Here is a 12,731-nt window from a genome sequence, read left to right as displayed (position 1 = left end):
TTTCGATCATGTGGTGATTGGAAGGCGCTTGTCATAAAGCCGGGCAATGGCTATCAGGTGCATGTCGTAAGCTTTCCAGCGTCCTTCAGATCGAGCGCCGCCCGGGCGGCGCATCGCGAGCAAGCTCGCTCCTACAGTGGTTTGCAACGTACCTATGTCTGTCAGGCCATGGTTGGCGCCTTGTTTGTACGGCGCGGTATCGAGTCGACCTCAACAGCTTCCCAGCGATTCTTCGCCAGGCGCCAAGGGCTGGCAACCCAACTCTCAAAAGCCATGGCACGTTGCAACCGATGTAGGAGCGAGCTCGTCGGGGCGCCGAACCGTCGCGATGCGCCGCCCGCGCGGCGCTCGATCCCAAGCACGCTGAAAAACTGTCGGCTAGCACCTGGTAGCCGCTACCCGATCTTCGGACTGGCGCCTCATGGCCGTCATGCAGCCATGAGGCCCTGTCTCAGTTCTTCGCCGTTTTAACCCCAGGCTCCAGCTTCACCGTCTCTTCCAGGGTGAACCGCCCCAACGGGTTCTGCAGGAAGTTCTGGATATTGCTGCGTGAGATGTTGATGTACGGGCTGTAGTACAGGTCGATCCAGTGCACGTCCTGTTTCGCCAGTTTCTGCAGTTCCTGATACATCTGCCCACGCTTGACCGGATCAGTCTCGACCCGCGCCGCAGCGACCAGGTCCTTGACCTTCTCGTTCTTGTAGCGGGTCATGTAGTTCTGGTTGGTGTCATCACCCAGTACGAAGGTGCTCTTCTGGTCCGGGTCGAGCACGTCGTTGGTCCAGTACATCACCGACAGGTCGTAGTCGCCGTCCACCAGCATCTGCCAGCTCGCGGTCGGGTCGACCTTCTGCAGGGTGGCGGTGATGCCGACGTCCGCCAGTTGCTTCTGCACCAGCACGGCGATCTGCTCGTCGGCCTCGTTGCCGGCGTTGACCACGTAGTTGACCTTCAGCCCTTCGGCGCCGGCCTTTTTCAGCAGCTCGCGCGCCTTGGCCGGGTCGTACGGGCGTTGCAGGTTGTTGGCGTTGTGGTACAGCGCGCCCTTCGGAATGTAGGAATACGCCACTTCGCCATGGCCGAAGGTCACGGTGCTGACCAGGGCTTTCTTGTCGATCGCCAGGTCGATCGCTTCGCGCACTTCGGTTTTGCCCAGCAGGCCTTTCGAGTGGTTGATCAGCAGGTGATCTTCACGGGTCGACGGGTCGACGTGGATGTTCAGGTTCGGGTCTTTCTGCAACGCGTCGACGCGGGAGAACGGCACGAAGATCGCCGTGTCCAGCTCACCGGCCTGCACCTTGAGCATGCGGGTGTTGTCGTCGGGGATGGAAATCCACTCCACGCCATCCAGGCTGACCTTGTCGGCTTCCCAGTAGTTGGGGTTCTTTTCCAGGATCACCCGGTCGCCACGCAGCCATTCCTTGACCTTGAACGCACCGGAGGTCACCGGGTCCTGGGCGTAGGCTTCCTCGCCGATCTTGTCCATGGCTTTCTTCGACAGGATCGAGACGTTGGCGGTGCCCAGTTGCGCGAGGAACGGCACCGACTTGTTCTTCAGGGTCACGACCAGGGTGCGGTCATCCGGCGTTTCGGCTTTGTCGATGATTTTGTAGGAGTCGGCCCACAGCGAAGCGGGGTTGTCGCGGATGCGCAGCAGTGAGAAGGCGGCATCGCTGGCGGTGAGGGGCGAGCCGTCGGAGAACTTGGCATCGCGGATCTTGAAGGTGTAGGTCAGGCCGTCATCGGAGACCTTCCAGCTTTCCGCCAGCCCCGGGATCAGCTTGGTGCCGCTGTTGTCCACCCGGATCAGCACGTCGTAGACGTTGGCGAAGACCCAACTGTCGCGGTTCTGCGCGCTTCGGATCGGATCGAAGGTGGTGCTTTCCTCACGGCAGCCGATGGTCAATACCCCCGCCGCGTGGGCCAGGCCACTGGTCAGGGCGCTGGCGGCCAGCAATGCTGCGGTGAGTAACTTCAGTGCTCCGGGTTTCATGCTCAAGCTCCTTTTGATGATGAGGTGTATTTCTTCAGTACAACGGCTCCGGGTGGACGCAGGTGTAGCGCCGTGCGCCCAGCGAATGGGTGGGTGGAGAGGTTTCGCGGCATACCGGCAGGGCGTGTCGGCAACGCGGATGGAACGCGCAGCCCGACGGCAGGTGCAGCGGGCTCGGCGGTTCGCCCGGCAGTGGTTGCTCGGGCAGGCGGCGCGCCGGGTCGATATCAGCGATCGACTGCATCAGCGCGGCGGTATACGGGTGACGCGGCGCTTCGAAGACGTCGCGGACCGGACCTTCCTCGACGATGCGCCCGAGGTACATCACCGCCACCCGGTCGCACAGCCGGCGCACCACGGTCAGGTCGTGGGTGATGAACAGCAGCGCGAGGTCCATGCGTTCGCGCAGCTCCAGCAGCAGGTTGATGATCTGGCCCTGGATCGACACGTCCAGCGCGGCGACGCATTCGTCGGCGACGATCAGCCGCGGCTCGATGGCCAGCGCCCGGGCGATACCGACCCGCTGGCACTGGCCGCCACTGAGCGAGCGCGGCTTGCGATCGGCCAGTTCCGGGCGCAGGCCGACCAGATTCAGCAGTTCGGCCACTCGCGCCTCGACCTGCTGCGCCGGCACTTTGCGCTGCACCCGCAGCACTTCGGCGAGAATCTGGCCGATGCTCTGGCGCGGGTTCAGGGCGGTGTACGGGTCCTGGAAAATCATCGCGGTTTCATGGCGCAGGCGTGCGATGTCGGCCTTGCTGCCGTGGGCCATGTCGATGCCGTCGAAGAGAATCTGCCCGCCGGCCGTCTGGTTCAGGTGCAGGATGGCGCGGGCCAGGGTGCTTTTGCCGCAGCCGGACTCGCCGACCAGTCCGAGGGTTTCGCCGGCCCTCAGCTCCAGCGAAGCGCCGTTGACCGCGCTGACCTTGCGCGGGCGCAAGCCGAACAGGCCACTGCCCGCAGCGGGAAACTGCACCTGCAGGTCCTTGACCTGCAACAGCGTGGTCATGACACATCTCCGGCAAACAGCGGCGTGTGGCAGGCGAGGCGGTGGCCGGGCGTGGTTTCCCGCAGCTCCGGCAACTGCTCGCGGCAGGTAGGCGCGGCGTGTGCGCAACGCGGGCCGAAACGACAGCCCTGGGGCATGGCGTCGAGCAAGGGCGGTTGCCCGGGAATGGTGTTCATCAGCCGATGAGTGCTCTGCGCCGCCGGGTGGCAGGCGAGCAGGCCGGCGCTGTACGGATGTTGCGGGTTTGCCAGGAGGTCTTGCTTGCTGCCGAGTTCGCAGAGGCGGCCGGCGTACATCACGGCGATGCTGTCGCAGGTCTGCGCCACCACGCCGAGGTCGTGGCTGATGAGGATGATCGACAAGCCGCGGCTGTCGCGCAGTTCCAGCAGCAGGCGGAGGATCTGCGCCTGCACCGTTACGTCCAGCGCAGTGGTCGGCTCGTCGGCGATCAGCACTTTCGGGTTGCAGCCCAAGGCCACGGCGATCATCGCCCGCTGGCGCATGCCGCCGGAGAATTCGTGCGGGTAGTTATCGACCCGCGACTGCGGATCGGGAATGCCGACCTGGCGCAGCACGTCGATGGCCTGCGCTCGCGCTTCGCTGCGCGAGGCGCCCTGGTGCAGGCGGATGCCTTCGGCGATCTGCTCGCCGATGCGCATCAGCGGGTCGAGGTGGCTGCTGGGGTTCTGGAAAATCATCCCCAACTCGCGCCCGCGCATGCGGCGCATGCCGGCCTCGTCCAGGTGCAGCAGGTTGTTTCCGGCCAGGTGCACGGCCTTGCCTTCGACCCGCAGCTTCGGCGACGGCAGCAGGCGCATCAGGCCGCGGCAGGCCATGGTCTTGCCCGAGCCGCTTTCGCCCACCAGACCAAGAATCTCGCCTTCGCCGAGGCTGAACGACAGCCGATCGACCACCGCGACATCGCGCCCCTCAAGGCGGGCGATCACGCTGAGGTCTTCGACCTGAAGCAGCGGTGTGCTCATGAACGGTCTCCCAGACGTTCGGCGACCCCGTCGGCCAACAGGCTGAAGCCCATGGCCAGGGTCACCACGGCCAGGCCCGGGAAGGTGCAGATCCACCAGGCGCTGGTGATGAAGCTCTGTCCTTCCGCAACCATCGTGCCCCATTCGGCGGTGGGCGGTTGCACGCCGAGGCCGAGGTAGCTGACCGCCGCGCCATTGAGCAGCACCAGCACGGCGTCGGACATGCAGAACACCACCGAGCTGAACAGGGCGTTGGGCATCAGGTGGCCGAACAGGATGCGCCGGTGGCTGAAACCCAGGCTCTTGGCCGCCAGGGCAAAGTCACTTTCCTTGAGCACGAGGATCTGCGAGCGGATCAGTCGCGCGTAGGACACCCAGCCGACCAGCGCCATGGCGATATAAAAGCTGCTCAGCCCCGGGCCGAGAATGGCCATGATCGCCAGCATCAGCACCAGAAAAGGGAAGGCCAGAACGATATCGATCAGGCGCATGCACAGCGCGTCCAGGCGCCCGCCGACATAACCGGAGATGGCGCCGATGCAGGTGCCGAGCAGGAACGGGAAGATCACCCCGATCAACGCCATCTGCAGGTCGATGCGTGCGCCCCAGATCACCCGGGAAAGGATGTCGCGGCCGAAGTTGTCGGTGCCAAAGGGGTACGCCAGGCTCGGCGCGGCAAGGCGCATGTCGCCGTTCTGCAGCAACGGGTCGTAGGGCGCGACCCAGGGCGCGAACAGCGCCAGCAGGATCCAGCCGAGCACGATGGCGAGGCCGAAATACAAGGTCAGGCGGCCATTGCCGAGCTGCCAGCGCAGGCGCCAGCGAGCGGGGACGGCGACGCTCGGGCTGCCGCTCATTGGATCGTCACCCGCGGGTCGATGGCGGTGGTCACCACGTCGGCGATGAAGTTGACCGCCACCGTGGCGCAGGCCAGCACCATCGCCACGCCCTGAACCACCATGTAGTCGCGGGTGAAGATCCCGCGGACCAGCAACTGGCCGATGCCGGGCAGGGAAAACAGGCTTTCGATCACCACCGTGCCGCTGATCAGCCAGCCGATGTTGACCGCCAGCAGGTTGACCGTGGGCACCATGGAATTGGGCAGGACGTGGCGGCGAAACACCGCGTTTTCCGAGAGGCCGCGGGCGCGGGCGGCGGTGACGTGATCAGCCTGCATTTCCAGCAGCATGCTGGCGCGCAGGTTGCGCACCAGCACGGCGGACAGCGCCAAAGCGATGGTCAGGCAGGGCAGCACCAGGTGGTGCAGTTTGTCGTCCCAGGTGCGGCCATAGCCGGACACCGGAAACAGCCCCCAGTGCACGCTGAACAGCAGAATCAGCATCAGCCCCAGCCAGAACGCCGGCAGGCCGAGGCCTGCGGTGGTGAACAGGCGAATCAGGTTGTCGGCCCAGCCGCCCTTGTTGCGTGCGGCGATGGTGGCCAGCGGCACGGCGATGATCAGCGCCAGCAGCACGCTGCCGAACACCAGCATCAGGGTCGGCTCGATGCGCGTGGTGATCAGCTTCAGCGCGTCGATCTTGTACAGCAGGGACTGGCCGAGGTCGCCGTTGAGCAGGTTTTTCAGGAAGTACAGGTATTGCGTCCAGATCGGCTCGTCCAGCGCGTACTGGGCGCGGATCTTCTGGATCGCGTCCGGCGTGCTGCGGGCGCCGAGCAGCGCCCGCGCCGGGTCGCCGGGAATCGAGCGGACCAGCACGAAGGTGATGAGGCTGATACCGAGCAGCACGGGCAGCAGTTGCAACGGACGGGTCAGGACAAACCGGTAGCGCGCCAGATTCATCGATCAGCCCCGGTGACGTTGCAGGAAATCCAGCAACACCGGGAAATAGGCCTGGGGTTCTTCGTAGAACGGCATGTGGCTGCTGTTGGGGAACACGTGCAGCTCGGCCGCGTTGTTGAGGGCGAGTTTCATGCGCAGGGCGCAGGCGGGGGTGAGTTCGTCGTGCTGGCCGGTGGTGATCAGCACCGGCATGCGGAAGTCGGCCATTTCCTTCAGGCGATTCCAGTCCTTGAGGTTGCCGGTATAGAGGAACTCGTTGGGCCCCTGCATGGCGACATACGGCCCCATGTTCCAGTCGCCCAGCGACCGCTGGACCGGCGCCGGCCATTCTTCCAGACGGCAGACATGGCGGTAGTTGAGCAGGGTGATGGCGGCCTGGTACTGGGGATGATCGAGGTTACCGATGGCTTCGTAGCGCTGCATCATCGCCACGGTTTCGCTGCCGAGGGCGTTGCGCAGGCGGTCCAGCTCGCTGGACAGGTGCGGGATGTCGCCGACGGTGTTTTCCAGAATCAGGGATTTCAGCGCCTGCGGGTGATGGATGGCGTATTCGATCGCCAGCCAGCCGCCCCAGGAATGGCCGAGCATGTGCACGCGGCCCAGGCCGAGGCTTTCGCGCACTGTTTCGACTTCGGCGACGTAGCGGGTGATGTCCCACAGGGAAGGATCGTCGGGCCGGTCGGAGGCGCCGGTGCCCAGTTGGTCGAACGCCACGACCCGCAGGCCTTTGTCCTTGAGCCAGGAATGGGCATCGCGAAGATAGTCGCAGGGCAGGCCGGGCCCGCCGTTGAGGCACAGCAGCACCTCTTCGCCTTCGCCATAGCTGTACACCACGAGATTGTGGCCATCGACCGATAGGTTGAACTGCTGGTCCGGTTGCATCTCACGCCACATCGCTACTCTCCTGTTGGCAATGGCTTACAGCTATACCCTGCGCAGGAGAATGCGCCGCCTACAAGCTAGTATTTCTTATAGGTTTCATCTGGCAGTCCCGCGCCGAGCCGTGGCATTCTACTTGCCGGACTTCAAGATGGAAATCCAACAGGGGTATACAAACAGGGAGTGCAAGGAATGCAGGCCAAGCTGGCTGACCTCAATACCCGTCTGTTGTCTGGCAGGAGCCTGGACGAACAGATAGACAGCGTTGCCGACATGGCGACGCAGCTCGGCTTCGATACGCTGGTGTATGACTACAGTGCGGTTCCGCTGGATCATGTCGGCGAACTGATCACCCCCGCCGTCGTGCGCGTACGTCATACACCGAAAGACTGGGAAGACCTCTGGGTTTCAGGCTTCTACCAGATCGATCCGGTCCAGCACCTTGCCCTTTCCGCCATCGCGCCGTTCGTCTGGTCCTATGAGGCGAAGCGAAAGACGGTCCTGCAGCAGCACATCGACCGGCGCCACGCCCCGGTGGCCAGTTACCTGAGAGATGCCCAACTCACCTGCGGCGTTACCGTGCCCATCCACATGCCGCGTGGCGGGCTGGCGACCATGACTGCGCTGCGTTCCGAGGTCCGCGACAGCGACCTGGAGGAAGCGCGCCACAGCCTTGCCGAGTTTGGCCTGATCGCCCATGCCTTTCAGGAGGCGGCGTATCCCTTGCTGGGCAAAGAAGCTGCGGTGCAGACCGTTCGCCTGACCCGGCGTGAGCGTGAATGCCTGCGTTGGGCCGCCGACGGCCTGACCGCCGCGCAGATCGCCGAGCAATTGAACCGCTCACTGGCCACGATTTCCCTGCATTTGACCTCGGCGATGCACAAGCTGGGTGCAAAAAATCGGGTCCAGGCGGTGGCCCGTGCCGTGCATTACCGGCTATTGGAGGGTTAGCTGCCGGAAAAATCCCGAAAACCTAGAGAATTCTCTAGTTATGCGCTGACGCGGCAGCCGCTATGGTGAGTGCCACAATTCGCACGGAGCCGGATGAAATGGAACTCATCAAATCGCGTGAAGGTTTTGCCCCGTTTGGCAGCCACCAGACCTGGTACCGCATTACCGGTGACCTCGAAAACGGTCGCACTCCTTTGGTCATCCTCCACGGCGGGCCAGGCTGCACCTATGACTACGTCGACGCTTACAAGGATGTCGCTGCCGGCGGGTATCCGGTCATCCACTATGACCAATTGGGCAACGGCCATTCGACGCACCTGCCCGATATGCCGCCGTCGTTCTGGACGGTGAGCCTGTTTCTCGAAGAGCTCGACAACCTGCTGGAGCACCTCGGCATCAGCGAGCGCTACGCGCTGCTCGGCCAATCCTGGGGCGGTATGCTCGGCAGTGTTCATGCGGCGAGAAGGCCGGCCGGCCTGCGCTGCCTGATAATCGCCAACTCGCCGGTCGACATGGGCACCTGGATGGAAGAAGCCAATCGCCTGCGTGGAGAATTGCCCGAGGACGTTCAGGCTACCTTGCTCAAGCATGAGGCGACGGGTGATTACCTCGCCGCTGATTACCTGGCGGCGACCCGCTTCTTCTACAACAAGCACGTATGCCGCCTCAGCCCATGGCCGGAAGAGGTCGAGCGCACCTTTGCCCAGGTCGACGCGGATCCGACCGTGTACCACGCGATGACCGGCCCGAATGAGTTCACCATCACCGGCAGCACCAAAGACTGGACCATCGCCAACTACCTGCCTGAGATCAACGCGCCCTGCCTGCTGATTTCGGGTCGCTATGACGAGGCCACGCCACGGGTGATCCAGCCATTCCTCGATCTGATTCCGGGTATCCAGAGTGCAATTTTCGAGAACTCCAGCCACATGCCCCATGTGGAGGAGCGAGTGGCGTGCATGGGCACCGTGGTGAACTTCCTCGACGAGAATCTCTGATCCCGCGTTGACCTGGGGCCGCGCTGCGGCCCTTTACGGGCCTGTGCTTATCGGAAGAGGGTCAGGTGTCCGTGGGAAGAAACTGACAGCGCTTGATGTTTTTTTCACGTTTTTGCCACTATAGTGGCCGCCCTTGTTGGGGAGTAGCCTGCTCCTGACCCCGGTCAGTGAGCGTTCACGTCAACATTCTCGGCAGCAGCCGTGGCGTGAACACCTTTCTGGTTGGCGAGACCAACGATGCATCCATGCCTGAAGTCGGGCGTGTGGTTGTGTCGTTGACTCATAGCCCGACTGGACTGTAACCGTGAATCCCATTTCCCTCTTCTTCCTCGCGCTCGCCATGTCGACCGATGCCTTTGCGGCAGCGATAGGCAAAGGCTCCAGCCTGCATAAACCGCGTTTCACCGAGGCTCTGCGCACCGGTCTGATCTTCGGCGTGATCGAAGCCATTACGCCGATCGTCGGCTGGGGCATCGGCCAGGTTGCCGTCCAGTTCGTCGAGAGCTGGGATCACTGGATTGCTTTCGGCTTGTTGCTGGTACTGGGTCTGCACATGATCTGGAACGGCCTCAAGGACGAAGACGAAGCCGAAGAAAAAACCAGCCAGCATTCCTTCTTCATCCTCGCCGTGACCGCATTCGCCACCAGCATCGATGCGATGGCGGTCGGCGTAGGCCTGGCGTTCGTCAACGTCAACATCCTGGTTGCCGCCGCATGCATCGGCCTGGCCACCTGCGTCATGGTCACCCTCGGTGTGATGCTCGGCCGTGTGCTCGGTTCGGTGGTGGGCAAACGTGCGGAGATTGTTGGCGGTGTCGTATTGATGCTGGTGGGTGCGACGATTCTCTACGAGCACCTGACTGCCGTCTGAAATGGGCCCCAGCAGCCCTTCTCAGCGAAGGGCTGCGCGACCTCCCGGTGCGAGACCGCTGAGCAACAGCCGTGCGGCGTTGCTGACTGCGATGTCGTAGTCCATTGCTTCGCTACGCAGGCCGGGAAGTTGCCAGCCACGGCTGACGCAGGATTGCGCGATGGCCCAGATGGTCAGCAGCGCGTGTTCCGGATCGATGGGCGCCAGCAGGCCGCGATCGACCCACTGGCGAATACCGGCAAGGCTTTGCTGGGTCTGCGCCGTCCAGCGGGCGAAAAACTCACGGGGCAGGCGGCGGGCACCTTCACGCAGTTCAGCCATGAACACTTTCGAAGCGCAGGGCTGGCGCTCGAACAGACGGATCATGCGGATCAGCGTCTGGGTCAGCGCTTCGATCGGCGTCTCATTGTCGTCCAGGGACGGCATGCAGGCGCTCAGGTACGAGGGCGCGATGTCCTCCAGCACTTTGGCGTAGATGTTTTCCTTGGACTTGAAGTAGTAGTGCACGTTGGATTTGGGCAACCCGGCCCGTTGCGCGATGGTCGCAACGGTCGTGGCGGCGTAGCCCTTCTCGGCAAAGGCTTCGCTCGCCGCGTCGAGAATGGTCCGGCACACCGAATCTGGTGCGTCGTCGGTGCGGGGCCGAGGTTTTCTGGCGCCCCGCGGCGTATCGAGGCGGGGGTCGAACGGCATGATGTACATCGCGAATTCCTTGTTGTGCCCAAGTCCGGCGAGAGGCCCGCGTTGGAGTCGGGATTCGGAATATACAAAAATATACAGCGCCGGCGCGAGTACGCTGTATTGAATTCTATATAACGAAGGGCGTACCTTTTGCCGGCGGTGGCCACCGCAGTCTGATCGAGCAGCAGGATCTCCCCGATGCAGCAACGCACATACCCTTACGTCGCCTGGCGACTGACTCGCACATTTCAGGTCGTGAAGGTCGAACTGGTGGCTGGCGGTATCTACGGCAGCGCCTACGACCGCACGGAAACCGGGCACAACTACCCGATCAGCGAGCTCTATCCGTCAAAGGATGAGGCCATCGCCGAAGGCGAACGACGACTGGCGATTCTGGCGGCGGATATTGCCAAGCGGCAGGCGAATTTGGAGCGGCGGCGGCGGGAGTTGTTGGGGCAGGGCGGGGGGAATTAAAAAGCCGGCTTGTGGTTAGCTTTTAATTGATCTATGTTTTTGAAAAAAAATGATTTAGGTGTTCTAAAAAGCGCTCTGGTCCCCCATTTGTTCCCCCACTTTTTTGTGGTTTTTGCACGGCATTTTACCGGCTTTTTTTGTGGTTCAGCCTACGGTTTTTTGTGGGACTGAACTCCGAATAGTGACATCCAACCCGCGGGGGCATCAGTCCTTGCTGTACCCGGCAAGTCGGCTCTCAAAGTATTGCGCGGTCTCCTGATCGGTACAGTACAGGTAGCAGCCTTTCATCCCACGGGTCATCAGTGTTCGATACGTGTTTTTGATGATCAGGTCTGTCTCCTGCTGTGCCAGAGCAGGTTGCTCCTTCATCAACTTTTTCCAGCCACGAATCGATTTGTCGTGTTTGTCTCGCTCAAGCGGCGACGTCATCACCTGCCCGTCACGCACGATCAAATCCGGTCCGATTATCACACCAATATAATCCACTTCCAGCCCTTGGCAGGTGTGGATACAGCCGACCTGCTCAATGGAGTTTTCCGCGATGATCCACAAACTGCCATCCTGATCCAGGTTCCATTGGCGTGCGTAGTCATCGCCGATAACGATGTCAGCGGCCTTGGAGTCTTTCTTGCTGAGCCAAGGCCAGCAGTAACCCGCGACAACGCGAGCCTTGTTTCCGTGGTTTTTCTGCTCAATAGCCGCGTGCATCACCTGGGGGGAGTCGAACACCTTGAACTCATACTCGCTGGTATTGAGGAGCGGGTTGGCTGTCGCGTGAATCCCCAATACGTCATCCAACCACGCCAGGTAACCATCAGAACCACTGCAACGGAACTGGGAAGAAAGTATGTATTCCTCCACGGTTGCGCCTTTGGCTTTGGCAAAGGCGCGGATAGCCTGCTTGCTACCAATGTCGTTCAAGGTCACGCGCTGGTCTTCGTCGATGAAGAAAATCGAGCATTTTGCTGACTCGATCAGCTCCTTGATTTGGTTTTCTCCCAGGTTTCCATAAAGCCCGCTTTTCTCATTGAGCCTGTGGGCTTCGTCAACGATAAGTGCGTCATACGTATTGGACTCGGTTTCGATAAACGCCCCCGATCCGGAAAAGAAATTGGAGAAGTGGCTACGTTTGACAGTACCAACCAATTTGCTCTCGTATACCTTGCGTGGCGCAGCATTTTTCGAGACGTATTTGCTCAACAGCTTCAAGGCGGTGAGTCTTACCAGTAAGTTGATTGCCAATACGGTTTTTCCGGTTCCCGGACCGCCCTCGATGATTAGCACCTTTGGCACTTCGATAGAGGCCTCACTTGCCGCTGCGAGCGCCGACTCGAAGATTGCCTTTTGATCATCAATCAATACGAACTCAGGCTTGCCTTTCATTAGTCCGCTCAGCGCATCAGCCAGCGCTTTGGACGGGCGAATCTTCCCGTTGGCGAGTTCGTAAAGCACCTCCTTGTTATCGCCATGAATGATGTGCTTCTTGAGGAAACTTCGCAGCTTTGCAAGCTCTTCGGGGCCTTTGAGGAACAAGGGGGCTTTGCTGGTATAGGCTTCGTAGTGTGCTGAGTTGATGATGCCGTCGCTGACATAGTTATGGAGGTAGGCACAGGGGCGTACTTCTATGCTTTTGTCGTAGACGGCTTCGTTGAAGCCCTCCAGCAGCGCGGCATACGACCAGACTTGGTAGGACGGATGAATGGTCTCAACAAGGCCACCACCCAGCGCCGTTTCGACAATAGCGTCCTTGGTGGTTGCGCTTGCCTTGCTCCATTGCTTCAGCTCGATCAGTACCGCGTTTTTGGCCTGATTCTCATCGCGACCTGTCAGCAAAAAGTCGATTCGTTTCGATGATTGTGGGATGTGCAACTCGATGGCCAGGCCGGCATCGTTGGGCAGGCCGTCGTCTCGAAGTACCTTGGCCATATAAGTCAGTGAACCCTGCCAGGATCTGATCTCCGATGCGCCTACCTTCTTACCGGTGGCTTCTTTGAAGTGCCTGAGGATCACATCTTCAATATCGTCGTTATCGCTGTCTTTGAGGAATTGCTGTTTGGTCGCAGCGTAAACGATCACGAGTGGTCCTTAGAG

General features: G+C 61.4%; 12 protein-coding genes and 1 riboswitch. Of the genes, 4 read left to right on the top strand and 8 right to left on the bottom strand.

Translation table 11 applies throughout. The features are described from left to right. Window positions 1-451: 451 nt before the first annotated feature. The 6 genes from DM374_RS06245 to DM374_RS06220 are packed head-to-tail and all read right to left on the bottom strand — an operon-like array spanning window position 452 to window position 6,680. Window positions 452-1,993: an ABC transporter substrate-binding protein gene (locus DM374_RS06245; protein WP_110969078.1), complete on the bottom strand. Its 1,542-nt coding sequence runs from the start codon at window positions 1,991-1,993 to the stop codon at window positions 452-454. A 34-nt stretch (window positions 1,994-2,027) separates the two neighbouring features. Continuing rightward, on the bottom strand, window positions 2,028-3,002 hold the full coding sequence (locus DM374_RS06240) for an ABC transporter ATP-binding protein (RefSeq protein ID WP_110969077.1): 975 nt from the start codon (window positions 3,000-3,002) through the stop codon (window positions 2,028-2,030). After that, a complete protein-coding gene (locus tag DM374_RS06235) occupies window positions 2,999-3,985 on the bottom strand; it encodes an ABC transporter ATP-binding protein (RefSeq protein ID WP_110969076.1) in 987 nt (328 codons plus the stop codon). Before DM374_RS06235 ends, DM374_RS06240 begins: the two co-directional genes overlap by 4 nt. After that, window positions 3,982-4,842, bottom strand: coding sequence for an ABC transporter permease (locus DM374_RS06230; protein ID WP_110969075.1), 861 nt, complete (start codon window positions 4,840-4,842; stop codon window positions 3,982-3,984). Before DM374_RS06230 ends, DM374_RS06235 begins: the two co-directional genes overlap by 4 nt. Further along, window positions 4,839-5,786 carry an ABC transporter permease gene (locus DM374_RS06225; RefSeq protein WP_110969074.1) on the bottom strand — a complete coding sequence of 316 codons (948 nt, stop codon included), beginning with the start codon at window positions 5,784-5,786 and terminating at the stop codon, window positions 4,839-4,841. The genes DM374_RS06230 and DM374_RS06225 overlap by 4 nt, the downstream gene beginning before the upstream one ends. Before the next feature lie 3 nt (window positions 5,787-5,789). Further along, window positions 5,790-6,680, bottom strand: coding sequence for a proline iminopeptidase-family hydrolase (locus tag DM374_RS06220; protein WP_110969073.1), 891 nt, complete (start codon window positions 6,678-6,680; stop codon window positions 5,790-5,792). Window positions 6,681-6,857: 177 nt separating this feature from the next. Between DM374_RS06220 and DM374_RS06215 the strand changes: the two genes are divergently transcribed. The 3 genes from DM374_RS06215 (at window position 6,858) to mntP (ending at window position 9,485) form a co-directional block, all read left to right on the top strand. Next, window positions 6,858-7,616: a LuxR family transcriptional regulator gene (locus DM374_RS06215; protein ID WP_110969072.1), complete on the top strand. Its 759-nt coding sequence runs from the start codon at window positions 6,858-6,860 to the stop codon at window positions 7,614-7,616. 98 nt (window positions 7,617-7,714) lie between these two features. Then, on the top strand, window positions 7,715-8,614 hold the full coding sequence (locus DM374_RS06210; RefSeq protein ID WP_110969071.1) for a proline iminopeptidase-family hydrolase: 900 nt from the start codon (window positions 7,715-7,717) through the stop codon (window positions 8,612-8,614). 131 nt (window positions 8,615-8,745) lie between these two features. Beyond that, window positions 8,746-8,914: riboswitch (yybP-ykoY riboswitch) on the top strand. 4 nt (window positions 8,915-8,918) lie between these two features. Beyond that, window positions 8,919-9,485, top strand: a complete 567-nt coding sequence (gene mntP, locus DM374_RS06205) for a manganese efflux pump MntP (RefSeq protein ID WP_110969070.1) — start codon at window positions 8,919-8,921, stop codon at window positions 9,483-9,485. A 21-nt stretch (window positions 9,486-9,506) separates the two neighbouring features. Here mntP and DM374_RS06200 read toward each other — a convergent pair whose 3' ends face one another. Next, window positions 9,507-10,187, bottom strand: a complete 681-nt coding sequence (locus tag DM374_RS06200) for a TetR family transcriptional regulator C-terminal domain-containing protein (RefSeq protein WP_110969069.1) — start codon at window positions 10,185-10,187, stop codon at window positions 9,507-9,509. A 177-nt stretch (window positions 10,188-10,364) separates the two neighbouring features. Here DM374_RS06200 and DM374_RS06195 point away from each other — a divergent pair, with 177 nt between their 5' ends. Then, window positions 10,365-10,640 carry a hypothetical protein gene (locus DM374_RS06195; RefSeq protein WP_110969068.1) on the top strand — a complete coding sequence of 92 codons (276 nt, stop codon included), beginning with the start codon at window positions 10,365-10,367 and terminating at the stop codon, window positions 10,638-10,640. A 204-nt stretch (window positions 10,641-10,844) separates the two neighbouring features. Here the strand turns inward: DM374_RS06195 and DM374_RS06190 are convergent, their stop codons facing one another. Beyond that, window positions 10,845-12,716 carry a DUF2075 domain-containing protein gene (locus DM374_RS06190; protein WP_110969067.1) on the bottom strand — a complete coding sequence of 624 codons (1,872 nt, stop codon included), beginning with the start codon at window positions 12,714-12,716 and terminating at the stop codon, window positions 10,845-10,847. Window positions 12,717-12,731 lie beyond the last annotated feature (15 nt).

This window comes from Pseudomonas huaxiensis, assembly GCF_003231275.1.
Taxonomy (GTDB): Bacteria; Pseudomonadota; Gammaproteobacteria; order Pseudomonadales; family Pseudomonadaceae; genus Aquipseudomonas; species Aquipseudomonas huaxiensis.
This window is presented reverse-complemented; position numbering and strand designations above follow the sequence as displayed.

What these genes read in the sequence shown, in the direction of transcription:
- DM374_RS06240 (WP_110969077.1), bottom strand. Translation starts at nt 3,002, where the DNA reads ATGACCACGCTGTTGCAGGTCAAGGACCTGCAGGTGCAGTTTCCCGCT.
- DM374_RS06200 (WP_110969069.1), bottom strand. Translation starts at nt 10,187, where the DNA reads ATGTACATCATGCCGTTCGACCCCCGCCTCGATACGCCGCGGGGCGCC.
- DM374_RS06220 (WP_110969073.1), bottom strand. Translation starts at nt 6,680, where the DNA reads ATGTGGCGTGAGATGCAACCGGACCAGCAGTTCAACCTATCGGTCGAT.
- DM374_RS06225 (WP_110969074.1), bottom strand. Translation starts at nt 5,786, where the DNA reads ATGAATCTGGCGCGCTACCGGTTTGTCCTGACCCGTCCGTTGCAACTG.
- DM374_RS06215 (WP_110969072.1), top strand. Translation starts at nt 6,858, where the DNA reads ATGCAGGCCAAGCTGGCTGACCTCAATACCCGTCTGTTGTCTGGCAGG.
- DM374_RS06245 (WP_110969078.1), bottom strand. Translation starts at nt 1,993, where the DNA reads ATGAAACCCGGAGCACTGAAGTTACTCACCGCAGCATTGCTGGCCGCC.
- DM374_RS06230 (WP_110969075.1), bottom strand. Translation starts at nt 4,842, where the DNA reads ATGAGCGGCAGCCCGAGCGTCGCCGTCCCCGCTCGCTGGCGCCTGCGC.
- DM374_RS06210 (WP_110969071.1), top strand. Translation starts at nt 7,715, where the DNA reads ATGGAACTCATCAAATCGCGTGAAGGTTTTGCCCCGTTTGGCAGCCAC.
- DM374_RS06235 (WP_110969076.1), bottom strand. Translation starts at nt 3,985, where the DNA reads ATGAGCACACCGCTGCTTCAGGTCGAAGACCTCAGCGTGATCGCCCGC.
- DM374_RS06195 (WP_110969068.1), top strand. Translation starts at nt 10,365, where the DNA reads ATGCAGCAACGCACATACCCTTACGTCGCCTGGCGACTGACTCGCACA.